Source organism: Dietzia sp. Alg238-R159 (assembly GCF_900537145.1).
Lineage (GTDB): Bacteria > Actinomycetota > Actinomycetes > Mycobacteriales > Mycobacteriaceae > Dietzia > Dietzia kunjamensis.
The window spans coordinates 1-25,280 of sequence record NZ_UNRI01000008.1 but is presented as its reverse complement, the minus strand read 5'-3'; the positions used below and the strand labels follow the sequence as shown (position 1 = coordinate 25,280).

General features: G+C 67.5%; 20 protein-coding genes and 1 pseudogene. 4 read left to right on the top strand and 17 right to left on the bottom strand.

The genetic code is table 11. The annotated features are described in order from the left end of the window. Positions 1-24 precede the first annotated feature (24 nt). Complete coding sequence (locus tag G6R20_RS15270) at positions 25-702, bottom strand: HAD family phosphatase (RefSeq protein WP_163376874.1); 678 nt, start codon at positions 700-702, stop codon at positions 25-27. Between the two features lie 53 nt (positions 703-755). Here G6R20_RS15270 and G6R20_RS15265 point away from each other — a divergent pair, with 53 nt between their 5' ends. Together G6R20_RS15265 and G6R20_RS15260 are read left to right on the top strand one after the other, a co-directional pair. After that, complete coding sequence (locus tag G6R20_RS15265; RefSeq protein WP_163376873.1) at positions 756-2,147, top strand: MFS transporter; 1,392 nt, start codon at positions 756-758, stop codon at positions 2,145-2,147. Then, entirely contained in the window at positions 2,144-2,953 is an 810-nt protein-coding gene (locus G6R20_RS15260) for an enoyl-CoA hydratase-related protein (protein ID WP_163376872.1), read from the top strand. Before G6R20_RS15265 ends, G6R20_RS15260 begins: the two co-directional genes overlap by 4 nt. Before the next feature lie 93 nt (positions 2,954-3,046). Here the strand turns inward: G6R20_RS15260 and G6R20_RS15255 are convergent, their stop codons facing one another. The 11 genes from G6R20_RS15255 to G6R20_RS15205 form a co-directional block, all read right to left on the bottom strand. Then, positions 3,047-4,009: a phosphotriesterase gene (locus G6R20_RS15255; RefSeq protein WP_163376871.1), complete on the bottom strand. Its 963-nt coding sequence runs from the start codon at positions 4,007-4,009 to the stop codon at positions 3,047-3,049. Positions 4,010-4,184: 175 nt separating this feature from the next. After that, entirely contained in the window at positions 4,185-5,555 is a 1,371-nt protein-coding gene (locus tag G6R20_RS15250) for an MFS transporter (RefSeq protein WP_163376870.1), read from the bottom strand. Positions 5,556-5,817: 262 nt separating this feature from the next. Continuing rightward, positions 5,818-7,494, bottom strand: a complete 1,677-nt coding sequence (locus G6R20_RS15245) for an AMP-binding protein (RefSeq protein WP_131885666.1) — start codon at positions 7,492-7,494, stop codon at positions 5,818-5,820. Positions 7,495-7,511: 17 nt separating this feature from the next. After that, positions 7,512-10,703, bottom strand: a complete 3,192-nt coding sequence (locus G6R20_RS15240; protein WP_163376869.1) for a carboxyl transferase domain-containing protein — start codon at positions 10,701-10,703, stop codon at positions 7,512-7,514. Positions 10,704-10,730: 27 nt separating this feature from the next. Beyond that, positions 10,731-11,927 carry an acetyl-CoA C-acyltransferase gene (locus G6R20_RS15235; protein WP_163376868.1) on the bottom strand — a complete coding sequence of 399 codons (1,197 nt, stop codon included), beginning with the start codon at positions 11,925-11,927 and terminating at the stop codon, positions 10,731-10,733. A 41-nt stretch (positions 11,928-11,968) separates the two neighbouring features. Continuing rightward, a complete protein-coding gene (locus G6R20_RS15230) occupies positions 11,969-13,039 on the bottom strand; it encodes an acyl-CoA dehydrogenase family protein (protein WP_163376867.1) in 1,071 nt (356 codons plus the stop codon). Then, entirely contained in the window at positions 13,036-14,205 is a 1,170-nt protein-coding gene (locus tag G6R20_RS15225) for an acyl-CoA dehydrogenase family protein (protein ID WP_163376866.1), read from the bottom strand. The genes G6R20_RS15230 and G6R20_RS15225 overlap by 4 nt, the downstream gene beginning before the upstream one ends. Then, the gene (locus G6R20_RS15220) at positions 14,198-15,415 is read right to left on the bottom strand and encodes an acyl-CoA dehydrogenase family protein (RefSeq protein ID WP_163376865.1); all 1,218 of its coding nucleotides are present in this window, start codon (positions 15,413-15,415) and stop codon (positions 14,198-14,200) included. Before G6R20_RS15220 ends, G6R20_RS15225 begins: the two co-directional genes overlap by 8 nt. A gap of 16 nt (positions 15,416-15,431) precedes the next feature. Beyond that, positions 15,432-16,958, bottom strand: a complete 1,527-nt coding sequence (locus G6R20_RS15215) for an AMP-binding protein (RefSeq protein WP_163376864.1) — start codon at positions 16,956-16,958, stop codon at positions 15,432-15,434. Continuing rightward, positions 16,955-17,761 (bottom strand): SDR family oxidoreductase, encoded by an 807-nt coding sequence (locus G6R20_RS15210; RefSeq protein ID WP_163376863.1) that lies wholly within the window; start codon positions 17,759-17,761, stop codon positions 16,955-16,957. The genes G6R20_RS15215 and G6R20_RS15210 overlap by 4 nt, the downstream gene beginning before the upstream one ends. Positions 17,762-17,772: 11 nt before the next feature. Next, positions 17,773-18,534, bottom strand: coding sequence for an SDR family oxidoreductase (locus tag G6R20_RS15205; RefSeq protein WP_163376862.1), 762 nt, complete (start codon positions 18,532-18,534; stop codon positions 17,773-17,775). A gap of 108 nt (positions 18,535-18,642) precedes the next feature. Here G6R20_RS15205 and G6R20_RS15200 point away from each other — a divergent pair, with 108 nt between their 5' ends. Then, a complete protein-coding gene (locus tag G6R20_RS15200) occupies positions 18,643-19,113 on the top strand; it encodes a MaoC family dehydratase (RefSeq protein WP_163376861.1) in 471 nt (156 codons plus the stop codon). Between the two features lie 89 nt (positions 19,114-19,202). Here the strand turns inward: G6R20_RS15200 and G6R20_RS15195 are convergent, their stop codons facing one another. Genes G6R20_RS15195 through G6R20_RS15185 form a run of 3 tightly spaced genes read right to left on the bottom strand, consistent with a single transcriptional unit; the run spans position 19,203 to position 21,669 of the window. Continuing rightward, positions 19,203-19,706 carry a thioesterase family protein gene (locus tag G6R20_RS15195; protein WP_163376860.1) on the bottom strand — a complete coding sequence of 168 codons (504 nt, stop codon included), beginning with the start codon at positions 19,704-19,706 and terminating at the stop codon, positions 19,203-19,205. Continuing rightward, positions 19,703-20,656, bottom strand: a complete 954-nt coding sequence (locus G6R20_RS15190) for an NADPH:quinone oxidoreductase family protein (RefSeq protein WP_163376859.1) — start codon at positions 20,654-20,656, stop codon at positions 19,703-19,705. Before G6R20_RS15190 ends, G6R20_RS15195 begins: the two co-directional genes overlap by 4 nt. Positions 20,657-20,667: 11 nt before the next feature. Then, on the bottom strand, positions 20,668-21,669 hold the full coding sequence (locus G6R20_RS15185; protein WP_163376858.1) for an NADP-dependent oxidoreductase: 1,002 nt from the start codon (positions 21,667-21,669) through the stop codon (positions 20,668-20,670). A gap of 131 nt (positions 21,670-21,800) precedes the next feature. Between G6R20_RS15185 and G6R20_RS15180 the strand changes: the two genes are divergently transcribed. Continuing rightward, the gene (locus tag G6R20_RS15180; protein WP_163376857.1) at positions 21,801-22,586 is read left to right on the top strand and encodes an SDR family oxidoreductase; all 786 of its coding nucleotides are present in this window, start codon (positions 21,801-21,803) and stop codon (positions 22,584-22,586) included. Positions 22,587-22,614: 28 nt separating this feature from the next. Here G6R20_RS15180 and G6R20_RS15175 read toward each other — a convergent pair whose 3' ends face one another. Then, a complete protein-coding gene (locus tag G6R20_RS15175; RefSeq protein WP_206680941.1) occupies positions 22,615-23,244 on the bottom strand; it encodes a TetR/AcrR family transcriptional regulator in 630 nt (209 codons plus the stop codon). A gap of 254 nt (positions 23,245-23,498) precedes the next feature. Beyond that, a pseudogene (locus G6R20_RS15170) lies at positions 23,499-23,690 on the bottom strand (integrase core domain-containing protein); the annotation flags it as partial. Positions 23,691-25,280: the final 1,590 nt, after the last annotated feature.

The following is a 25,280-nucleotide window of genomic DNA, read 5'->3' as shown; positions in this document are numbered from 1 at the left end:
GGTCCTTTTCTGATGGTGTGCCGGCTACTGGCCGATGACGGATGGGGCGGGCAGGTGCAAGAGCTCGTGAACGACGCCGATCGTCTCCTCGGCGGTTCGGTGGAGGACGCCGGTGATTCCCAGACGGGCAGCACCGACGAGGTTGTGCTCGAGGTCGTCGACGAGCAGACACTCATCCGGTGCGACACCGAGCCGAGAACACGCGATGCGGTAGATCTCGCGTGATGGTTTACGTACACCCACCTGAGCGGAGATCACACTGACATCGAAGAGTTCGTCGAGGTCGATGCGGGAATAACAATCTTGACCGAGGGAGTTGGAGACGAGCGCCACCGGTACGCCTGCAGCACGGATCCGGCGGACCATGTCGATCATCGGCAGGTCCAGCTCGAGGTGGGCGCCCAGGCTGGCCAGCAGCCCCCGCGCCTCGACCTTTCCCCCTGCCTCGACTAGGGCTGCCGCGAACGCATCCTCGAAACCCTCATCATCCAGCTGTCCCACCTCGTGCTCCACTAGCGCACAGCGTGCCCCTTCATGGGTGCCGAGGACGCCAATCACCTGACTCGGTTCGAGTCCCGCGTCGGCGGCGATTCCACGGAAGGCTGAACCCAGCGGAGCTGTGAGCACTCCCCCGTAGTCGATCAGAATTGCCCGCACACGGCGCTCGTCGGACGGGGCCGTCACCGGGGACATCGACGTCATAGCGGGGCTCCTTCACGGTTGGTCTGGCTACAGGTATACTTGAATTCAGATTCATGTTCAAGTCCCGGATCGCCGCTACCCGAGGAGCCACCATCCCCAGCGCCAGCCCGCCGCCGGCACCGCACCGCGGGACGCTCGCCTGGGCCATCGCCGTGCTCTTCGGCGTGACCGGCCTCGGAAGTGCCGCGGTCGCTGTCGCCCTGCCGGCGATCGCGAACGATCTCAACCTCACGGCCGGCCGTGCCGCTCTCGTCGTCAGTTGCTACTCGCTGGCCCTCGCAGTGGGCAGCGCGCTCTTCGGACGCCTGGGCGACTTTTTCGGCATCCGGCTGCCCCTTCTCGTAGGAATGTCGATCATGGTCACCGCGGCCTGCGCGGGCGCGCTCGTCGATTCTCTACCCGCCCTCATCGCTACACGGTCCCTGCAGGGATTGGGAGCAGCAGCTGTCCCGGCGCTGACCATCGCCGCAGTCCAAGCGCTGTTCTCGGGCGACTCGAGAGCGCGCGCCATGGCGACGTACTCAGGCATCGGAGCGACCATCAACGCACTCGGTCCGGTGGCCGGGGCCCTGCTCGTCGACCCCTTCGGCTGGCGGCCGGTCGTCGCCATTCCGGCGCTCACCCTCCTCATCGTTCCCCTCGTGAGGCGCGACCTGCCGACAGATCCCCAGCCGGGCGCCACGCTGGACCCCTCCGGAGTGGCCCTCATCGGGGGCGCGGCTATCGGAGCCGTGATGTCCCTTCAGGCAGCGACGCTGGGCCCGATCGTGGCGGCCGCAGGTGGCGCGCTCCTACTCGTCTGCGGCCCCACCGCGGTCCTGCGTTCGCGCTGGCGGCCGCACGGGGTCGTGCCCGCCGGACTCGTCAGCGACCGAATAGCCCGCCGGAGCCTGCTCACCGCGGTGAGCCTCCCAGCGGCGTGGTTCGGAATCCTGGTTTCTGTACCCACGGTCCTCATCGCCGATGGATGGTCCGGGGCGCGAGTCGGACTACTTCTCGTCCCCTGCGCCGCGCTCGGTATCGTCACGCCGCGCATCACCGGCCCGCTGCTCATCAGGTTCGGCGCGCCGCGCAGCCAACTTCTCGCGACGAGCGGAACCACCTTGGCCATAGCGCTGGCCGCCATGGGAGCCGCCCGGGTAGACGCCGTCGCCCTCATCGCTGCCACACTCGTTCTCGTGCTCGCCTTCGGCCTGGGGCAGCCCGCGATGACCGCGCTCGTAGCCGACTCGGTGCCCGTGAACACCCGTGGCGGGGCCCTCGGTCTACTGACTTTGGTCTTCCTTCTGGGCGGCAGTTTGGGCGCAGCCGCGGTTGGCGGTCTCGGTGAGGCCATCAGCTTTCCCCGCGCCCTGCTCGTCCTGGCCGTCCTCCCGCTGACGGCCGCCCTCGCCTTTGCCCGTCCACTCCCGTCAACCCGACCACGACCCCAGGAGAACCCATGACCACTACCGATCACGTCCTGTACGAGCTGACCGACGGCATCGCGACGATCACACTCAACCGGCCCGACCGGCGCAACGCCATGTCCGTGCCGATGATCGAGCGACTCGGCGAACTACTCGCACACGCCGACGAGGATCCCGCCGTGCGCGTTCTCGTCCTCACCGGCGCGGGACGCGCATTCTGCGCTGGTGGCGACGTCCAGCAGTTCGACGAGGACGGCGGAGAAGGAGGCGGCGCCACCGAGGTCGACCCCGAGGCGGTCGCCGAGCAGCTCCGCCACCAGGAACTCACCGTCGGGCGTCTGCACGCCTTCACCAAGCCGACGATCGCGGCCATTCCCGGCGCTGCAGCCGGCGCCGGCCTGGGCTTGGCCCTCGCCACCGATCTGCGGATCGGAACACCACGGACCGTCATGGCGACGGCTTTCGCCGCAGTGGCACTGTCCGGCGACTTCGGCGTCGCGTGGCTGCTCGACCGACTGGTCGGCCCGGCGCGCGCTCACGAGTTGCTACTGCTGAATCCCCGCCTCGACGGACAAGCATGTCTCGACCTGAACCTGCTCACCCAACTCGTCCCCGAAGATGAACTCACGCGGATGACCACAGAGCTCGCGACCCGTCTGGCCAACGGCCCGGCACTGACCCTGCGGTACATCAAGAGCAACCTGCGCGAGGCCCCGCACCAGACGCTCTCGGAGTCCATGTCGGGAGAGGTGCCGCGACACAAAGAGTGCGGACTGACCGACGACCACGTCGAGGCTGCCCGGGCGTTCGTCGAGAAGCGCCCCCCGGTCTTCGCACGCTGACTGCAATCAGATTCCTGCCCCGCCCCGCCTGAGTCGGGGCGGGGCGGGGCAGGACGTTGGCTCTACTCGGCGTCACCGCAGAAACAGAATGGATCACCCTTCGAAGTACGCGCGCGGATTTTTGATGAGCATCGTGTCTATGTCGTCCTGTGACGCCCCGCCCTCGAGAAGCGCAGGGATGACGTCCTCACTGATGTGCCGGTAGTTCCACCGCGGGACCGCCTGGCGCTTGGCTTCGGGGTCGAACCAGTCGATGAAGCACGCCGCATCATGTGCGAGAACCATCCGCTCGGCGTAGCCGCGGCGCAGCATCTCCAACACCGTGGCCACCCGATCCTCGAAGGGCAGGAGTACGTCCAGGCCGAACCGATCCATACCCAGGTAGGACCCCGCATCAGCGACCTCGCAGAGGTAGTCGACGTCAGTGGTGTCCCCACTGTGACCGATCACGACTTTCGACAGGTCGGCGCCCTCTTCGGCGAGCACGCTCTGGGCCACAAGGCCCGAGCCGGTATGTGGATTGGTGTGCACCGTGATCGGAGCGCCACTTTCGGCGCTGGCGGCACCGACTGCCCGCATCGCCCGCTCGACGCCCGGGGTCAGACCCTGCTCCTCGATGGCGCACTTGAGGAAGCCGGCACGCACGCCCGTGTCGGCTATGCCCTCGCGCAGGTCTTTGAGGAAGAGCTGCGTCAGCGGCTCAGGGACGTCGAAGAGGAGACCGGGGCCCGCGTAGTGGAACTGGAAGGGGATCTCGTTGTACGTGTACAAGCCGGTGGCGACGACGATGTTGACGTCGACCTGTTCGGCTACCCGCTGCACTCGAGGTAGGTAGCGACCCAGTCCCAGTACGGTCGGGTCGAGGATCGTGTTGATTCCCAGGTCGGGCAGTTGTCCGAGTTCTGCTACCGCCTCGGCGACTTTGGCATCTTCGTCCCAGTCGTCTTGGTAGTTCTCCCGGTACTCCTCCCCCAGCACGAAGATGTGTTCGTGGGCCAGCACTCGGCCGAGATCGGCGGAGTCGATATCCCCTGTCACTGTCGGGACGGTCGCCATAGCTTTCTCCTTCTGGCTCTCAGGTGTAAAAAAGCGGTAGTTGAATGCGGGATACAGGCGCTGGTCGAGCCCGCGTTTCCGCGAGGATCACACCCGCGGCTCGGGACCGTTGTCCTATCGCCGGGCATGTGGGTTGTCAGAATTCGCCGTACGAGATCGTGGGCGAACCGCCGGGTCAGAGCGCGTGTCCAAGGATGACCGCGGGCTTCTCGGTCTTGTGCTCGACCAGCTCCTGCGTCGGGTTCTCACTATCGTGGCGCTCGAGCAGCTTCCTCAGCAGGGGGACAAGCAACAGTCCGAGGAAGGTCGTGCCCACGACTACCCACAGTCCGGAGGACGGTGAGCCGGTCGCCGTCTCCGCGAGCCCGAAGGCGTACGGCCCCACAAAGGCACCGGTGAGTCCGATGGTGTTGACGAAGGCCAGGCCGGCAGCTGCGGCGACACCGCCCAGGCGAGCCATGAGGACGGACCAGTAGAGAGGCTGAACCCCCACGATGAAGAGCATGGCCGCGCTGAGGATGAGCATCTTGGCCACCGGATTCCCGACCAAGATGAACAGCATTGCCAGGACGGTCACGGCCGCGGTCGTGATGCCGATGAGCCGCACCTCCGTGCCGGGATTGCGCTTGAGTACACGGGGGATGAACACCACGCCGATGACGGCACCGATGCCCACGACACCCGAGATGAGCCCGATCATGAAGCTGTCGGTCACATTCATGGCTTCGACGATGGAAGGGACGAAGAAGATCACGCCGTAGGTCGCAATCTGGTTGATGAAGTAGATTCCCGCGATGGCCAGCAGAAAAGGCTTGGACATCGCAGTACGGACGATTGCGCCCGGGTTCGACTCCTCGGTCTCGTTCCCGACGGCGCGGCGGGTCAGTTCACGCGCCTCCTCCGGTTCGAGCCACGGTGCCTTCTCCGGCGAATTGGGCAGCATGAAGAACAAGATGACGCCGAGGATCACGGTAGGGATGCCCTCGAGCACGAAAAGCCACTGCCAGCCGTGCAGACCCGCGATGCCGTCCAACTGCATGATTGCACCGCCGATGGGGTTGGCGACGATGAAGGCGACGGATGAGGCGGTGAGGATGAGGCCGACAGCCGTGGCGCGATCCTTCTGCGCGAACCAGGTGGTGATGAGGTACATGATCCCGGGGTAGAGACCGGCCTCGGCCGCGCCCAACAGTAGACGCAGGATGTAGAAGGTCATGGGGCTCGAGATGAACATCATCGCGATGGTGATGAGGCCCCAGGTGACAGCGATGCGGCTAATCCACACCTTGGCCCCGATCCTGTGCAGGATCAGGTTGCTCGGCACCTCGAGGAACGCGTAAGTGATGAAGAACAGGCCCGCACCGAGCCCGTACGCCGCTGCGTTGATCCCTGCGTCGATTTCCAGCGCGTTCTTGGCCAGACCGACGTTGGTCCGGTCGACGAAGGCCATGAAGTAGGCCGCCATGAGCAGGGGCACCAGTCGCAGGAAAACTTTCCTGGTCGCCCTCGCGTGCACAATGTCTGACGCCGCTGTTGGTGCTGTCATCCCGACTCCTGTACTCGAATTCTGATTCAAGTCCCAATATTGAACCTAGATTCAGGTTGTGTCAAGGGTCACATCAGTCGACTTCGCCCGGCGCACAGACCACCTCCCCCACACGGCTGCCCGTGACGTGCCGGAGACACGGCGGAACCATCCTGACCAGTTCTGATCAGGATGGGGCAGGACTGTCTGCCCTCGTACTCCCAAGGCATGCGTGGGCGCCTCGCCCTCGAATGGGCATGAGAATTCGCGACGCGGGAAACCCTCAGTCCAGAGTGTCGGCGAGCTCCTGCGCACGGGTCAGCAGCGTGAGTTTGCGGATTTTGCCCGTATCGGTGAGCGGAAAGGACTCGACCACTTCGACGAGCGGCACCTTGTAACTCGCCATCCGGCTGCGAGCCCACTCCTCCACCGCTTCCGCGGACAGCGATCCGCCGGCTCGGGCACTGACGAAGGCGACCGGCCGCTGTCCCGTCACCGAGTCCTCGGCCGGGACGACCGCCACCGAGCCGATGTCGGGATGGTCAGCGAGAATCATCTCCACCTCGGCGGGGAATACGCTCATGCCCCTGACCTTGATCAGGTCCTTGCTTCGCGCCAGGTAATGCAGGCAACCGTCGTCGTCGAGATAACCGGTGTCACCTGTGTGAAGCCAGCCATCGCGCAGCTGCGCGGCGCTGGCTTCCGGATTACGCCAGTAGCCGTTCATGATCGAAGGGCTCCGGAGGAGGATCTCCCCCGCCTCACCGAAGGGCATCGGGTCGGCGGTCACCGGGTCCACGACGATCACATCGGTCCCCGGAACCGGCAACCCGCAGAAGACGGGTTCTGTCAGCAAGTCGTGGTCGTTCAGATGGAAGCCGTAGGGCACGACGTCGACTGTGTGGCTCTCTGTCATGCCGTAGGACCCCTCCCGCAAGACCGACCCTTCACCGATGACATCAGACCATCGCCTACGGATCTCGGGAGTCAGTTTTTGGATGAAGGACATCGCCATGGGCGCGACGAAAGAGGTCAGGTCACGTTCCTCAACCCCGGGCACGCGCAGGATGTCGAGGAAGTTCTCGACGGTCGCCGCCGTCATGGTCACCCGGTGCCGTTCGACGAGGTCGACGACCGCGGCCGCGTCCCACCGTTCGAGCAGGACCGTCGTGCCCCCCAGCACGAGCGGGATGAGGATGCCCAGATCCTCCCCCGCGATCCAGAAGACCGGGATGAAACACAGTGACACGATGTCGTCGTCGACGAGACCGTTGGCCCCCGCCCCGCTGACCGCGGTGTAGACCATGTGCCGTTGGGTGTGCTCGCATCCCTTGGGCAGCCCGGTCGTGCCGCCGGTGTAGTTGAGCGCGGCGAGAGCGTCGAGGTCTCGTGCGGGCTCGGACAACGGCTCCGCGTCGACCGTCTCGGACCAACGGACCACCTCGACCCCGTCGACGGAGGGCAGTGGGTCCCCCTCTCCCCCGAGAACCACCACAGTGCGCACCTCGGTCTCGGCGGCGATGCTGCAGAGTCTGTCCGCCAGGGCGGCGCTGGTCACGACCACCTGGGCACCGGAATCACCGAGCTCATGGCGGAGCTCGGCGTGTTGGAACATCGGATTGACAGGGACGTGCACGCATCCCGCCCGCAGGGTCCCGAGGAAAGCCACGATGAACTCGGGCACGTTACCGAGGTGAACGCCCACGCGCTCCCCGGGTAGCACCCCGTGCGCCCGCAGCCAACCGGCCCACCGGGCATGACGGTCGGCGAGAGAACGGTAGTCGATCCTGACATCACCGTGAATGACGGCTGGCCGATCGGGGCGCTCTCGGGCCCACGCGTCGACATACTCGGGCACGGTGAGATCGCCCAGGGGGTGGACGACATCGCGCGGTGTGTCCGCGGGACGAACTCTCTCCTGGCGCCGTCGGACGTCCTCTACGTGTCGGGTGTGGTTCACTCCTGCGCTCCTTCGTTTCACCAGGTGTCGATGTAGCGGGTAGACGTGTCGACCGCGGCCGGGGTCGCCGCTGCCGCCGTGAGAATCCACCGGCGGGTGTCGGCCGGGTCGATGACGTCATCGAGTTCGACAGCGGCAGCGGCGTTGACGGCCCGCCCGCGCTCGTACATGTCGGCCAACAATTTCTCTTCGAGCTCGCGTCGTTCGGCCGGATCGGCGATGGCCTCGAGTTCGCGGCGGAAGCCGAGCCGCACGGCCCCCTCGAGCCCCATCCCTCCGACCTCGCCGGTGGGCCAGGCGAGCGTCGCGGCCGGTCGGTGGAATCCGCCGGCAGCCATCGCCTGCGCCCCCAGCCCGTAGGCCTTGCGCAGGACGACGGTGACGATCGGGACCCGCAGGTGGGCCCCGATGACGAAGAGACGGGCGAAGTGCCGCACGGTGGCGGTGCGCTCGTGATCGGGCCCCACCATGAATCCCGGGGTGTCGCACAGCGAGACGACGGGTAGCCCGTGGGCGTCACAGAGTTGCAGAAAGCGGGCGAGCTTGTCGGCGGCCGGTGCGTCGATCGCCCCACCGAGGTGGCGCGGGTTGTTGGCGACAAGACCCATCGGGCGTCCTTCGATGCGCACCAGGCAGGTGACCACCCCACGCGCGAAGCCTGCTCGCAGCTCCAGCACCGAGCCCTCGTCGGACAGCGCCTCTATCGCGGCGTGGATGTCGTAGGCCCGGACCCGGTTCCCTGGGACGACATGGCGCAGTGCACGCTGATCGACTGCGGCCCACTCCGGCTGCACACCCTGGAAGTAGCCGAGGTAGCGCCGGGCCACCGCGACCGCCTCCGCCTCGTCGGCCACGACGACGTCGACGACGCCGTTGCCGCTCTGAACGTCGATGGGGCCGACCTCGTCCGGAGAGTAGAGCCCGAGGCCACCGCCTTCGATCATCGCCGGGCCGCCCATCCCGATGGTCGAGTCGCGGGTGGCGATGACGACATCGCAACACCCGAGGAGGGCGGCGTTGCCCGCGAAGCAGCGGCCGGCGGCGATGCCGATCGTGGGCACCTGCCCGCTGAGGCGCCCCATCGTCGCGAAGGTCGGCACGTCGAGGCCACTGACCACGGTCGTGTCGGTATCGCCGGGACGACCACCGCCACCTTCGGCGAAGAGGACCACGGGCAGTCGCTGCTGCTCTGCCAGTTCGAGCATGCGATCTGTCTTCTTGTGGTTGAGGTACCCCTGGGTGCCTGCGAGTACGGTGTAGTCGTAGGCGAGGACTGCGCAGCGGGTGTCCTCCGCCGGCGCCGCCGTGACCCGGCCGATCCCGGTGATGATGCCGTCGGCCGGTGTGTTCGCTATGAGGTCTTCCTCGGTCCGGCGGGCACGCTGGGCCGCCACGGCGAATCCGCCGTACTCGACGAAACTGCCCTCGTCGACGAGGTCGGCGATGTTCTCCCGAGCGGTCCGCTGGCCGCGGGTGTGGCGCTTGGCGACAGCCCCGGGCCGGGCGTCGTCCATGAGCCGGGCACGTCGCTCGAGCAGCCGCGTGAGGTCGGGCCGCTCCGAGTCGAGGTCGGGGCCGTCCTCGGCGACACCGGCCGCGGACTGGTCCGCCGACGGCCTGAGCCTCGCGATCAGGTCGCCGGCGGTTACGCTCGCGCCTGCGGAGGCCTGGACCGCCGTCACCTCCCCGGAAGCCGGCGCCGGTACGAGGTGCTCCATCTTCATCGCTTCGATGATCACGAGCGGTGTGCCTGCGGCGACGTCTTGTCCCTCCTCGACGAGCACAGCGATGACTGTCCCGCTCATCTCGGCGAGAATCTCTCCGTCCGTCAGGTCCGACGGCCCCGCTGACCGCGTCAGGCCAGCGGAGTCGAACCACGTCGTCGTCACCGACCACGTGGGCAGGTCGGCATGCGCGAGCAGTTCGCGCAACGTGGCCAAGTTGGTGTCCAGGCCCCCGACCGTGTACTCATCGAGAGCCCAGCGCGCCTTGGAAAGCGCCCCGGCCTGCCCTTCCTGGCTGTGGGTGATGATCTTCGCGACGAGGGAATCGAAGGAGCCGTCCACGCGCGTGCCCTCTACGAGGTGAGTGTCGACGCGCACCCCCGGCCCGGCCGGCAGGGCGAGGGCGGAGACCACGCCGCTCGCCGGGAGGACCTCGCCGTTGCTGCCCGTGCGCTCGGCCGCCACCCGCAGTTCCACAGCCGCACCGACGACGCGGGGAGGCGATGCCAGACCGAGATCGGTCAGGGTCCCGCCCAACGCGAGACGCAGTTGGGTGAGAACGAGGTCGACACCGGTGACGAACTCGGTCACCGGGTGCTCGACCTGCAGTCGCGGGTTGACCTCGATGAACCACCAACGGGTCGGATCGTCGGCGTCGACGAGGAACTCGACCGTCGCGAGACCGCGGTAGCCACGGCCGGACAGGAGCCGGCGGGCCGCCGCGTGGAGATCGGCCCGTACCGCGTCGGGCAGGCCGGGGGCGGGCGCGACCTCCACAATCTTCTGGAAACGTCTCTGCACGGTGCAGTCCCGCTCGCCGAGATGGGTGATCTTGTCGCCGTCCCCGATGACCTGCACTTCGATATGGCGCGCCCTCTCGACGTAGAGCTCGGCGAAGAGGGCCCCGGAGCCGAAACCACGCTCGGCTTCCGACCGGGCCCGCTCCCATGCCTCACCCAGTTGCTCCCCGGAGGGGACTGCGCGCATGCCACGACCGCCCCCTCCGGCCGCCGCCTTGATCATGACGCCGGCGGGCTCCTGCTCGCGGGCGAAGGCCTCCGCCTGCTCGCGTGTGACACCGACATCGGTGGCGGGCAGAACCGGCACCCCGGCCTCCTGAGCCGCCGACCGGGCGCTGCCCTTGTCGCCGAACAGTTCGAGGAGCGACGCATCCGGACCGACGAAGGTGACGCCCGCGTCAGCACACGCCCGGGCGAGTGCAGGACTCTCGCTGAGGAAGCCGTAGCCGGGGTGCAGCAGGGTGCACCCGTGTTCCGTCGCCCCGGCGACGAGGGCGTCGGCGTCGAGGTAGGCCGCCGCGCCCTCACCCGGGAGGACGTGGACCGCCGTGGCGAGCCGAGCGGCGAGGGAGTCGACCTCGGCGCGGGTGACGGCGACGACGACGTCGAGACCGAGCTCACGGGCGGCCCGCACGATGCGCAGGGCCACTTCTCCACGGTTGGCAACGAAAACGGACTCGGGCACTCGGGCTCCTCAGTAGGGTTGGACGTCTCAGAAGATCTCGAACAAGCCGGCTGCACCCATGCCGCCTCCGACACACATCGTCACGATGCCGTACTTGGCGCCACGGCGACGGCCCTCGATCAGGATGTGCCCGGCCATACGGGCACCGCTCATGCCGTAGGGGTGGCCGATGGAGATGGCTCCGCCGTTGACGTTGTATTTCTCCGGGTCGATGCCGAGGATGTCGCGGCAGTAGAGGGTCTGTACGGCGAAGGCTTCGTTCAGCTCCCAGAGGTCGATGTCGTCGACGGTCAAGCCGTGTTGCTTGAGCAGCTTCGGCACCGCATAGATCGGACCGATGCCCATCTCGTCGGGCTCGCATCCGGCGACAGCGATGCCGCGCAGGGCACCGAGCGGACTCAGTCCCAGACGTGAGGCCTCCGCGGCTTCCATGACGACCGCGGCGGAGGCTCCGTCGGAGAGCTGCGATGCGTTACCCGCGGTGATCGACATTCCCTCCGAGCCTGCCCCGGCGAGGACCGGATCGAGCTTGCGCAGGTCCTCGATGGCTGTTCCCGGGCGGTTGCCCTCGTCCTTGGCGAGTGTCACCTGCCGTGACCCGACCTCACCCGTCGTGCGGTCCTTCGTGAGCATCGTCGACGGCAGCGGGACGATCTCGTCGTCGAAGGCGCCGGCCGCCTGGGCCGATGCGGTACGTTGCTGGGACTGCAGCGCGTACTCGTCCTGGGCTTCCCGGCTGACGCCGTAGCGCTGCGCGACCACCTCCGCCGTTTCGAGCATCGACATGTACAGCGCGGGCACATGTCCGACGAGCCACGGGTCCTGCGCGCGGTAGTCGTTGATGTGTTCGTTCTGTACGAGCGAGATCGAGTCGACGCCTCCTCCGACGACGATGTCCATTCCGTCCATGACGACCTGCTTCGACGCGGTCGCTATGGCCATGAGGCCGCTGGCGCACTGCCGGTCGACGGACATACCGGCGACGGATACCGGCAGCCCGGCACGCATCGCGGCCTGCCTACCGATGTTCATCGCGGTCGAACCCTGCTGCAGGGCCGCGCCGATCACGACGTCCTCGACGCGCGCGTCGTCGACGCCGGCGCGGTCGACGGCGTGCCGCACGGCATGGCCGATGAGCTCCTGGGCCTGGGTGTCGTTAAAGGCGCCGTGGTAGGCGCGGCCGATCGGGGTTCGGGCCGTGGAGACGATGACTGCTTCACGCATGGTGGGTCCTCTGTGGTGTGTAGTGGTCTCGGAACGGGTTGTCAGCTCACTGGGAGATCCACGAGTTCAGCGAGGTCGGTGCGGTGACGGTCCGGCGTGCCGAGGGCGAGTTGATCAGATTTCGCTCGTTTCAGCCTGGTGTGGACCGGCGCCTCCCACGTCATGCCGATGCCGCCGTGCAGTTGCAGGGCCTCCTCCGTGGCCCGAACGGCCGCATCGGAGCAGAAAGACTGGGCGAGGGCCTGGGCCACGTACTGGTCGGGGTCGTCTTCGGCGAGCGTGGCGGCGGCATATCGGGCGACCGCCTGGGCGTTGACGAGGAGCAGATAGAGATCGGCCAGCCGGTGCTTGATCGCCTGGAAGGAACCGATCGGCCGGGCGAACTGCACACGGTTCTTCGTGTAGTCCACGGTGGCCTCCAGGCTCCACCGGGTCAGTCCGAGCTGCTCCGAGGCCAGGAGCGCGGCTCCTGCCGCGAGGGCGGCGTCGACGGACTCGGTGGCCGTGCGTCCGGAAGCGACCTCGGTGCCGGCGCCCGCAACGACGACCCGGGCCAGCGGCCGGGTCACGTCCAGCGAGACGATCGGCGTGAGATCCACTTCGTCCCGGTCGTAGGCGCGTAGGGAGGTGCCGCCATCGGCGTCCCGGACCGGGACGAGGAACAGGTCGGCCCCGAGCGCCCCGGCGACCGGAGCAGCGTCGTGGTCCACCGGCGACCACGACCCCCGCCGGGCGGTCCACGGCAGAACGAGCGCAGCTGTGCGCTCACCCGCTGCGAGCGCCGGGAGGAGAACCTCGTCGCCAGCGTGAACGAGGGCGGTGGTGGCGATGACCGCGCTGGTGAGGAAGGGCACGGGCGCGACGGAGGCCCCCAGCTCCTCCAATACGACTGCGGCTTCGCGGGCGCTCGCATCAGACCCCCCGAGGCTCTCGGGAACGAGCAGGCCGGCGAGGCCGAGCTGCTCGGCGAGTACCCGCCACATGGTGGTGACGTCGGTATCCGGCTCGTCGGCCAGACGGGTGAGAAGCGCGTCATCGTGAGTGCGCCGGAGAGCGGAACGGACGCTCAGGCGCAGGGACTCTTCGACATCAGAATTAAGTAGGTCGATCATCGCGGCACGTCCTTGAAGGCGATCCCCTTGTCAGGGCGGTGGTCGGCGGGCAGGCCGAGCACTCGCTCGGCGATGACGTTGCGCATGATCTCGCTGGTGCCTCCCTCTATCGAGTTGCCCTTGGCGCGGAGGTACCGGTAGCCGGGGCCGTGCCCGAGGAACGAACCTCCCTCGGGCCGCACCATCGTCCAGTCGTGGTACGTCAGACCGTCCTCTGGCGCTACCTCGAGAGCGAATCCGCTCACCTGCTGCGCCTGGTGGGCGAAGGCGAGCTTCATCGCGGAGGTCTCCGGGCCCGGCTGGCCCGCCTCGAGGGACTGACTCAGACGCTCTCCGGCCAGCCGGGTCACCTCGGTGTCGACCCACCACTGCATGAGCTCGGCGTGGTGGCCCGGCGTGCGCACGGACACGTCCTCGCGCCAGCGCCGGGCCACGAGACCGATCTGGCCCGCCTCGCGGACGTTGCCGGCGCCGATGGCGACACGCTCGTTGTTGAGCGTCGTCGTGGCCACCTTCCACCCCTGACCGACGTCGCCGACCCTGTTGCTGTCGGGCACCCGGACGCCGGAGAGGAACACCTCGTTGAACTCGGCCTCGCCGGTGATCTGGCGCAGCGGCCGTACGTCGACGCCGGGCTCCGTCATGTCGAGAATGAAGTAGGTCATCCCTGCATGCTTGGGAACGGAGGTGTCGGTGCGGGCGAGGAGGATCGCCAGATCGGCGTTATGAGCCCCGGAGGTCCACACCTTCTGCCCGTCCACGACCCAGTCGTCGCCGTCGCGGACCGCGCGGGTGGCGACGGCCGCGAGGTCCGATCCGGCGCCGGGCTCGCTGAACAGCTGACACCAGACTTCGGTGCCCGCGAATAACGGCCGCAGGTAGCGCTGCTGCATCTCTTCGCTACCGAACGCGAGAATCGTCGGTGCGGCCATACCCAGGCCGATGCTGTTGCGTCCGAGGTCCGGTCGCGGCGCTCCCGCCGCGTCGAGCAGTGCGTCGACCTCCAGCTGTCGTCCCCGGGCCAGGCCCAGCCCGCCCTTCCCCTCGGGGAAGTGAACCCAGGCCAGCCCTTGGTCGAACTGTGCGGCGAGGAACTCTGCACCCGTCGTGGTCTGGGGGTCGTAGCTCGCGAGGAGTTGTTCGACCCGCTCGTGCAGATCAGACATCGGCCGTCATCCTGCGGATCTCGTTGCGGGCGAGCGCATTCTTGTGCACCTCGTCGGGACCGTCGGCGAAGCGGAGGGTGCGGACCTGGGCATACCACTCCGCCACCGGGAAGTCCTGACTCAGACCGCCGGCGCCGTGCACTTGAACCGCCTTGTCGAGGATCCATTCGACCGTGGCGGGCGCGGCGATTTTGATCGCCTGGATCTCCGTGTGAGCCCCCTTGTTCCCCACGGTATCCATCAACCAGGCGGTCTTGAGGGTGAGTAGACGGAGCTGCTCGATTCGCACCCGTGACTCCGCGATCCAGTCACGGACGACTCCCTGCTCCGACAACGGCTTGCCGAAGCTGACGCGGCTCGCGGCCCGGGCGACCATGAGCTCGAGCGAGCGCTCGGCGATCCCGATGAGGCGCATGCAGTGGTGGATGCGGCCGGGCCCGAGCCGGGCCTGGGCTATCGCGAATCCCGCCCCCTCCTCGCCGATGAGGTTGCTCACCGGAACCCGTACATCGGTGAAGTCGATCTCCGCATGTCCACCGTGGTCGCGGTCGTCATAACCGAACACCTTCATCCCGCGGCGGACGTCGACCCCCGGGGTGTCGCGTGGAACGAGGACCATCGACTGCTGCTTGTTACGTGCGGCCGAGGGGTCGGTCTTACCCATGACGATGAAGACCTTGGCATCGGGGTTCATCGCACCGGAGATGTACCACTTTCGACCGTTGATGATGTATTCATCACCGTCGCGGACGATCGAACTCTCGATGTTGGTCGCGTCGGAACTGGCCACGCGTGGCTCAGTCATGGCGAAGGCCGATCGGATCTCCCCGGCGAGAAGCGGCTGTAGCCACTGTTCCTTCTGCTCCGGGGTCCCGAACATGTGCAGCACCTCCATGTTGCCGGTGTCCGGGGCCGCGCAGTTGGTCGCAACCGGGGCGATGTGCAGGCTGCGCCCGAGCGTCTCGCACAACGGCGCGTACTGGAGGTTGGTCAATCCGGCGCCGTCCCGCCCCGGAAGGAAGAGGTTCCACAATCCCTGCCGGCGGGCTTCTTCCTTCGCCTGCTCGATGATCGGCGGCGGCGACCAGCGGTCGGGGGCCGCGTCGAGCTGCTCCTGGTAGGGCGCCTCGATCGGGTACACGTGCTCATCCATGAAGACGTCGAGCTGCTCCTGCAGCTCGGCGGTCCTGGCGTCCGTCGTGAAATCCACGGGTCGCTCCCTTCGTTCAGGTGGTGGGGGTGGCGGTCCGGGCGGGCCGTTCACCGGTTGTCGCGATGTCGCCGCGGTCGATCTGACGCTTGAGGATCTTTCCGGTCGCCCCCTTGGGGAGAGCTTCGACTACCCGGTAGATCCGCGGGACCTTGTAGGCGGCGAGCTGCTCGGAGAGCCACGCGCGCAGGTCGGCGGGGACGATCGTCGAGCCGGGCTGCGGGGTGACCACGGCCGCTATCTCCTCGCCCAGCTGTTCGTCGGGGACTCCGATCACCGCCGCTTCGAGGACATCGGGGTGGTTGTAGAGGACCTCCTCGACTTCGCGGGGATAGACGTTGTAGCCACCACGGATGACTAGGTCCTTCATGCGGTCGAGAATCCACAGGTCACCGTCCTCGTCCATCCGACCGATGTCCCCGGTGAAGAACCACTCGCCGTCACGCACGGCGGCCGTGGCCTCGGGCCTGCCCCAGTACTCGCGCATGACCACCGGGCCTGCGATCGCCACTTCGCCGACCTCACCAGGAGGCAGGTGGTTGCGGTCATCGTCGACGATCGACAGGCGGCACCCGGCGAGGGCCCGACCGACGCTCATCTCCTTGCGGGGATAGATGGCACGGTTGCAGCTCGCCGCCCCGGTGGTCTCACTCAACCCGTAGCCGTCGAGGACCATCGCGCCGAAGCGGTCGCGGAAAGCCCGGGCGACCTTGAAAGGCAGAGCGGCGCCGCCGGAGCAGGCCAACCGCAGGTTGCTCAGATCCTCGGCGGTGACGTCGGTGTCGGCGTGGAGCATGGCGTTCCACATCGTCGGGACTCCGGCGAGAGCGGTGAGCTTCTGATCGGCTGCCATGCGCAGCAGCGAAGCCGCATCGAACGGCCGCAGCAGCGACATACTGCCGCCGGGCGTGTACACGGTGAACATCACCGCGGCCTGGCCGAAGACGTGGAACAGCGGAAGGGCGGTGCCCATCCGGTCCGCGTTCGTCACTTCGAGTGCGTCGGCGAAGGCGGCGCCACAGGCGAGCAGGTTGCCGTGGGTCAGGACGGCGCCCTTCGGCGAACCGGTGGTCCCTGAGGTGTAGAGCAGCACTGCGGCGTCCTCGGTCGAGACGTCGGCGAGGGCAGGCCGCTCCTGCGCAGCGGTGACGCATCCGGGCTCGAGCAGCCACAGCGGGAGACCGCACGTGTCCGCGATTGCCTCCACCGGCCCGCGACTCTCATGCCACCCGAGCACGCAGGTGCATCCCGCGTCCTCTACGAAGTGGAGCAACTCACGCTGCGTGCACAGGGGATTGACGGTCACGGCGGTTGCGCCGAGTGCGAGGACCGCGTGATACGCCAGGACGAACTCCTCACTCGTCGGCACCACGATGAGGACGCGGTCGCCCGGCTCGACGCCGAGGTGGGCGAGCTTCGCCATCGCCCCGCCGATCTCGAACCGCAGCTGCGAGAACGTCCGGGACCTCTCCCCCTCTCGCAGCGCCACGGCGTCGGGTGTCTCGTCTGCCCACTTCCACACCAGTCCGGCGGCGTTGCTCATCGGGTCCCTCCTCGGAGCTGTTGCTGGTATCGCTGCATGCCGTGAATCCAACGATCGGGGTCGTCCACCTTGCGTTTCAGGAACTCCCGCACGTTCGCGTGCGGCGTGATGAGAAAGGTTCCCTCGGCGATCGCCGCAAGGACCTGATCGGCGACATCGCGGGGAGCGAGGACGTCGCCTGCGTTGGTCACGGCGGCCGCGGCCACCGTGCCACCGTCGCTGCCCGTCGAACTCATCCCGGAGCGGAGCATGTCGGTGTCGACACCCATCGGGCACAGACAACTGACGCCGATACCGTCGGCGCCGTAGGTGACGGCGAGCCATTCCGCAAGGCCGACAGCGCCGTGCTTGGACACGGAATACGTGGCCGAACCGACCTGTGTGAGCAATCCCGCTGCCGAGGCGGTGGAGACGAAGTACCCGCTCCCCCGCTCGACCCACCCCGGTACGAGCTGTCGCGCGGCACGCACGTGTGCGAGCAGGTTGACGTCCAGTGCGAGCTGCCATTGTTCGTCCGTGGCAGCCAGGCCGGAGCCGTCGCCGACCCCGGCGTTGGCGAAGAAGAGATCGACCGGGCCGTAGTGATCCTGCGCTGCGGTGATCATCTCGCTGATCGTCTCCTCGCGGGAGGCGTCCCCCGCGACCGCGATCGCGCCGAGACGCTCAGCGGTAGCGGTCAGCCGGTTCTCGTCGAGGTCGGAGACGACCACCCGCGCGCCGGCCTCGAGGAGCGCTTCCGCGAGGGCGGCACCGATGCCACCGGCAGCGCCGGTGACCACGGCCACCTTGTCGTGTACCTGCATCGGGACGCCCATCAGTCGCACGGCCCGCCGGCGACGTAGAGGACCTGGCCGGTGGTGAAGCCGGCGCCCTCGCTCGCGAAGAAGGAGACGGCGTGCGCGATGTCGTGCGGCGTGCCGGTGCGGGCCACGGCCGCCTGCTCGCTCGCCATCTTCTTCAGATCATCGAAGGCGATGCCGATGCGCGCCGCGGTCTCCGCGGTCATCTCGGTCTCGATGAAGCCGGGGGCGATCGCGTTGGCGGTGACGCCGAACCTGCCGAGCTCGATGGCCAGGGTCTTGGTGAGACCCTGCATGCCGGCCTTGGCGGCCGAGTAGTTGGCTTGGCCGCGGTTTCCCTGCGCCGACGTCGAGGAGAGGTTGACGATTCGACCGAAGCGCTCCTGCGTCATGTACGCCTGGCAGGCCCTGGTCATGAGGAAGGCCCCGCGCAGGTGGACCGCCATGACGGCGTCCCAATCCTCGACGGACATCTTGAAGATCAGGTTGTCGCGGATGATGCCGGCGTTGTTGACCAGGACCGTGGGCGCACCGAGTTCGTCGGCGACGCGCGCGACGGCCGCCTCAACCTGCTCGGGATCCGACACGTCGGCGCCGACGGCGAGCGCCCGGCCCCCGTTCGCGACGATCTCCTCGACGACGCCCACGCAGGCGGACTCGTCGAGATCGAGGACGGCGACGGCCATCCCGTCGTCGGCCAGGCGACGGGCGACGCCCGCGCCGATACCTCGGGCCGCGCCGGTGACGACGGCGATGCGCTGGTGGTCAGTGGTCATGTGAGAACTCCTGTGGTCTCGACTGCCGGATGACTCGAAACATACTTGAATCCGGCTTCAGGTTCAACTAGATTCGGGGAGAATCGTCCGCGACCGAAGGAGCTCATCGTGACCCAGACCACCCAGCGCCGCCCGACCTCCGTGCAGGACCTCCAGGACCTCGTGGGGGTGGAGCTCGGCCCCACCGAGTGGCACGTCGTCGACCAGTCGCGCATCGACGGTTTCGCCGACCTCACCGGCGACCACCAGTGGATCCACGTCGACCCCGCGCGGGCGGCGGACTCCCCCTTCGGGTCGACGATCGCGCACGGCCTCTACAGCCTCTCGCGCACGCCCGCCTTCCTCGAGGAGCTCATGGCCTTCGACGGGTTCGCGCACAGCCTCAACTACGGCTACGACAAGGTCCGCTTCATCCACCCGCTGCCGGTGGATTCGCGGATCCGGCTGCGCGCCAGCCTGACGTCGGTCGAGGAGACGTCACCGGGCGCGGTCAAGGTCGTCACCATGCTGACCGTCGAGGCGGAGGGCATCGACAAGCCGATCCTCATCGCCGAGTCGATCGGCCGCTTCACCGTCTGACCCCTACTTCACGGTCAGACCCCTGCACACACGAGAGGACCGCACCTGCCGAGCAGGTGCGGTCCTCGTTCGTCAGGGCCGAGGTCCGGTCAGCGGCGCACGCCCATGGCCCCCGAGAGCGGCAGCTGCCACCCGAGGGCCCGGTGGGCGGCCACCTCGTCGTCGATCCGCTGCGCGACGTCGGCCGGGAAGGATGCGGCGCGGCGCGTGGCGAGGTCGACGTGGCCCTCGATCACCTCGAGCGTGTTGGCGATGCGCCCGGTCGTGCGGTTGAGGAGGACCGAGATGCCGTGGAAGACCTTGTCCCCGCGGTCGAGCCACCGCACGTGTACCGAGACCTCCTCGCCGATGTGCACCTCGTGGAAGAAGCGCAGGTGCTGCTCCATGCTGAAGACCCCCAGGCGCCGGCTGGTGCGGTAGGCGTCGTCGATCCCCACCCGGCGCAGCGCCTCCTCGGCCCCCCGGATGTGGAAGCCGTAGAAGTGGGCGACGTTGACGTGGCCGTTGCCGTCCTCCCACTCGCGCCCGGCGACGGTGCTGCAGGCCGCCGGGATTCGGTCGACCTCCTCGATGGAGGGCAGACTCCCGCTCACGGCACCAGCACGACCTTGCCGGTGACCGTCCGGCCCTCGAGGGAGCGCAGCGCCGCCGCCGCGTCCCCGAGTGGGTGAGTAGCCCCGACGACGGGCCGTAGGGCTCCACTGCGCAGGTGCGGGAGCATCGCCTCCCACTCCTTACCGACGTGGCCGGGACGGGACAGGGCGTAAGCACCCCAGCCGACCCCCACGACGGAGACGTTGTTGAGCAGTAGCCGGTTGACCTTGACCTCGGGGATCGAGCCGGCGGTGAACCCGATGACGAGGAGGCGGCCGTGCTCGCGCAGGGAGCGCAGCGAGTCGGTGAACCGGTCGCCACCGACGGGATCGACCACGACGTCGACGCTCGCCTTGCCGACGGCCTCGAGGAACCCGTCGGCGAGGACCACCTCGTCCGCACCCGCGGACCGGGCGATCTCCCCCTTCTCCTGCGTGGAGACCACTCCGATGACCTTGCCCGCCCCGAAGGCCTTGGCCATCTGGATGGCCGCAGTCCCGATGCCACCGGCGGCACCGTGGACGAGGACGGTCTCGCCCCGGGCGAGGTGGCCGCGCTCGACGAGCGCGAAGTAGACCGTCGCGTAGTTGAAGATGAAGGAGGCCCCCTCCTCGAAGCCGACCTCGTCGGGCAGGACAAAGGTGAGGTCGGGGCGGGCCAGGGCCTGCTCCGCGAAACCCCCGAGCAGAGTGAGGGCGGCGACGCGGTCACCGACGGACAGCCCACTGCCCTCGGGGGCGGCGGTGACGACGCCGGCGACCTCTGCCCCCGGGACAAAGGGGAGGTCGGGCTTGACCTGGTACAGGCCGCGCGTCTGGAGCAGCTCGGGGAAGGCGACCCCGGCCGCCTTGACCTCGATGGTCACGAGGTCCCCGTGCTGCGGGTCGGGCAGGTCGACGACCTCGACGGCGTCCGGGCCGTCGAGCGAGGAGATGTGGATGGCGCGCATGGTGGGTCCCTTCAGATCTTCAGGAGGAGCTTGCCGGTGTTGACCCCGTCGAAGAGGCCGAGCAGGGCGTCGGGGAAGGCGGGGACCCCGCCCTCGAGGACGGTCTCGGTCGGGACGAGGCGGTCCTCGGCGATGAGTCGGGAGATCTCGGCGACGCCCTCGGGGTAGCGGTCCGCGTAGTCGAACACGACGAAGCCCTGCATCGTCGCGCGGAAGACCAGCAGCGACATGTAGCGCCGAGGGCCCTCGGCGAGGGTCTCGTCGTTGTAGGCCGAGATCGCGCCGCACAGGACGACCCGGGCACCGCGGCGCAGGTTGGCCAGTGCGGCGTCGAGGAGCTCGCCGCCGACGTTGTCGAAGTAGACGTCGATCCCGTCGGGGGCCGCCTTGCGGACCTGGCGCAGCAGGTCGCCGTCCCGCCGGTCGATGACCTCGTCGAGACCGAGCTCACGCAACCAGGCGACCTTGTCCGGGCCGCCGGCGACGCCGATGACCCGGGCCCCCATGGCCTTGGCCAGCTGGGCGACGGTACTGCCGACCGCGCCGGCTGCCGCGGACACCAGGACGGTGTCACCGGCCCGCACCCGACCGACGTCGACGAGACCGAAGTATGCGGTCATGCCGGGCATGCCGAGTGCGCCCAGCCAGGTGCCCATCGGCGCGACGTCGAGGTCAAGGTGGGTGACCCCGTCCGTGTCCGACAGGGCGTACTCGCATACGCCGAAGCTGCCGCTGACCACGTCGCCGACGGCGAAGTCGGGGTGCTGCGAGGCGATGACCTCGCCAGCGCCCAGGGCCCGCATGACGTCGCCGATGCCGACCGGGGGGACGTAGGAGCGCACGTCGTTGAGCCAGCCGCGCATTGCCGGGTCGAGTGAGACGAGGTCGACGCGCACGAGGATCTCGCCGGGTCCGGGGTCGGGCACCTCGCTCGTCGTGAGGTCCCAGGTGCTCGCGTCGGGGCGGCCCTGCGGGCGGGCGGCGAGTCGGATCTCCTGCGAGGTCCGTGTCATGGGGCGGCTCCTGTGCTCGATCGGATGTCCTCGCCACCCTCCCACAACATGAATCGAGGTTCAACTACTATTGAATCCCATTTCAAGTACGGCTACCGTCGACCCACCACCACCCGACACGAAGGACCACCATGGACATTTCTGCCCTCTTCTCACTCGACGGACGCGTCGCCCTCGTGACCGGCGGCTCCCGCGGCATCGGCCGCATGATCGCCGAGGGCCTGCTCGCCCAGGGTGCGACCGTCTACATCACCGCACGCAAGGAGGAGGCCTGCCGGGCCACCGCGGCCGAACTGTCCGCGATCCACGGCGACGGGCGGTGCGTCGCACTCCCCCACGACATCTCGACGACCGCCGGCATCGCCGCCCTCCTGGAGGCCTTCCGCGAGCACGAGGACCACCTCGACGTGCTGGTCAACAACGCCGGGGCGGCCTGGGGCGAGCCCTTCGACGACTTCTCCGAGAGCGGCTGGGACAAGGTCATGGACCTCAACGTCAAGGCACCCTTCTTCCTCACCCAGGCCGCCAAGGGCCTGCTGCTCGCCGGCCGCGAGCGGACCGGCCACCTGGCCAAGGTCATCAACATCGCCTCGATCGACGGACTCTCACTCAACCCGATGGAGACGTACTCGTACCACGCGAGCAAGGCCGGCATCGTCCACCTGACCAAGCGGATGGCGGTGCGCCTGGCGCCCGAGGGCATCATCGTCAGCGCGATCGCCCCCGGCGCCTTCGCCTCGAGCATGAACAAGGAGGCCCGCGACCACGGCGACGAGATCACCGGGCAGATCCCCTCCGGACGCATCGGCCGCCCCGAGGACATGGCGGGCGCAGCGGTCTACCTGGCCTCGGACGCCGGCGACTACGTCGTCGGCAGCACCCTCACCGTCGACGGCGGGGTCACCATCGCCCGCTGACCGCGCACGGGGCTGCGCGCCGGACGGCTCAATCCTCGCGCAGCTCCGGCGTCGTCAGCCCCAGGGCATTGGTCCACAGCCGGGTCGCTGTCTCGACGAGGTCGTCGACGGACTCGACGACCGCGCCCCCGGTGAAGGCCTCGTAGGCCAGTCGGGCGACCATCCCGGACAGGGCCATCGCGGCCATCGAGGCATCGACACCGCGATCGGCGAGACCCCGCTCCTGCAGGTCCGCGATGGCGCGTGCGTTGCGCGTGACGAACGCCATCGAGCGCGCGTTGCGCAGGTCGCGGAAGCGTGGGTTGAGCGCCGCCACCTGCTGGAGGAGCATGTTGAGGCGGGCATTGCGCCGGTACGCCTCGAAGTAGGCGCGGTTGCTCGCGGCGATGATCGCCACGGGGTCATCGCTCGCCTCGATGCGGCCCGTCCCGGGGTGGAGCATGTCGCTCTGCGCCTGGTAGAGGACGGCGGCGAAGACCTCGTCCTTGCTGTCGAACCACGTGTAGAAGCTGCCGATCGAGCACTTGGCCTCGGCGGCGATGTCGATCAACCGGGAGTCGACGTAGCCGTCGCGCTCGAAGACCGTGCGGGCCGCCGCGATGAGCGCCTCGCGGGTGCGCCGACCCCGCGCCGTCTGCGGCTGCGGCTGGGTGCCCATACGTGCGGCGTCGACGAGGTCGGGGGCCTCCGTGCTGGTGTCGCTGTCGCCGGGCATGGCGATAATGCTAGCGGGTGTTTCTACTTGTTCGTCGGGGGTCAGGCGCTGCACGGAGGAGCCTGTCAAGATCCCTGTGTATGCGGATGGTCAGAGGCAGGGTTTGATTCGGTTGAATCGCCCTGGCCCCGTCGGAGGGTCTTGCTGAATCAGGCGGCCTGAGGTTCGGTCGCCTGGTTGGAACAGTACATCTCCTCTTACTCGATGGGTGGTCGGTATTCGATCGCCGAGTGCAGTCGCTCGTCGTTGAACCACTTCACCCAGTCCGCGGTCTCGTGCTCGACCTCGTTGCGGCCGGTCCACCTGCGCGTGGTCTCCAGGTCGATCAGCTCGGTCTTGCACAGCCCGATCGCGGACTCCATGAGGGCGTTGTCCAAGTCGTCGCCGACGCGTCTTCCCTGTTAGATCGGAACCCTCCGACAGATCCAGGGAGGTTCACTGACACGGGTTTGGCAAACTGCAAAACTGTTTGACAACCGACGACGAGTGTCGGTTCTCATCCAACTTGTCAGCTTCGTGCCGATCCAGCAGCACGTTGTCAGCAAATTTTCAGAGGCCGATTGTCACGAAGTTGGCAGAATCCTCGTTCCTGACAGTTTTTCCAGCGTCTCCGAGAGGGCTGCACTTCGTTCGGCTCGACCGACTCCGGAGCCTTCTTTCACAAGAGTGGCTGGTCCCACCCACCTTCGATCCCGAGGTCAAAGGGTTAGCGGTAAACCACCTCGAAGGACCTTGGTACCCATATCGATATGTCKTGTAACAGCGCCCCAGTCTCAGTCGAATTGAGTACTGACTACGTAATGAGTGACCAGCGACGCGGCACGCTTCTATGGATCAACGGTGCCCATGGCAGTGGCAAGACTCATGTTGCCGCTGACCTGGTCCGTCGTGTGCCGCACCCCACCTCGCCGATCCGGAACATGTTCGTTTCGGCTTACGCCGGATGTATCCGCGAACAGTGAGGCCTGACTACCGAACCCTGGATGCCTGGACCTCTGCCGTCCCATCCACTCTGATCGACATTCTCGATCACACGGGGGCGACSATCATTGCTCCCCAAACTGTCGCCGACAGCCTTCTCCTATCTCATGTACTCGATCCCGTACGGGAATCGCAGCACCGGGTTGTTCACGTCACGCTGTCACTGCAACTCCACGAACTGCGTAGGCGACTCCGATCTCGTGGCGACGTGATCGCGTCGTACGCCCAGCATCATGCTGACGCCACACTCGATGCGTTATCTGCGCCGGAGTTCGGGGTGCATATCGACACAGGCAACCGGACCGTGCAACAGGTCGCCGACGAAATCGCGAAGGTCGCTGGCCTGGACATTCGACCGGACCGCTCGTTCCCTGCGGCCAGGGCTATCCGTACGGCAGCGCTGCGAGTCTCGGCTATCCGTTCACCTTGGGCCTGAGCAGATCGGGTGCGACTACCAGTCAGCGGCCCGACTAGATTGCGTGCAACAGGCGCTCACCTTCGAGCTTCTCGGCCTATCAGAAAAGTGCCGCCATATGAAGCTGAGAAATCCCTCTAAACGAAGTTGAAGGTCACACCATCACGGCCACGGTGGCTTTCTTTCGAGAGCGTGTCCACCTTAGGAGATCTGGATGCACCGAATCATCAGCTACGCCCCAGAGCACCGGTCTGCGCTACTAGACCTCTCACTCCGGGCTTGGAAACCAGTCTTCCCGATAGTGAGGAACGAAGTGCCGGGTTTCGTGTACAGCGCGTTCTACCCAAATGGGTGGCGCGAAAGGCAGCTCAAGGACCTGTCAGAAGTGCTTGACAACGAACCTGAGAACGTCGATGTCGCGGTTGATGAGGGGCGGCCAATCGGATGGGTGTGCACTCGCTTGCACCCTCCCTATCCGCCAGACTGAGGTGAGACACCCGGGCTGGCTGGTTGAGAGGCTGGGGCGCGAGCAGAAGGAGAACCCAGCATGACGATCACTGTGACCACTGACGCGGCCATGGAG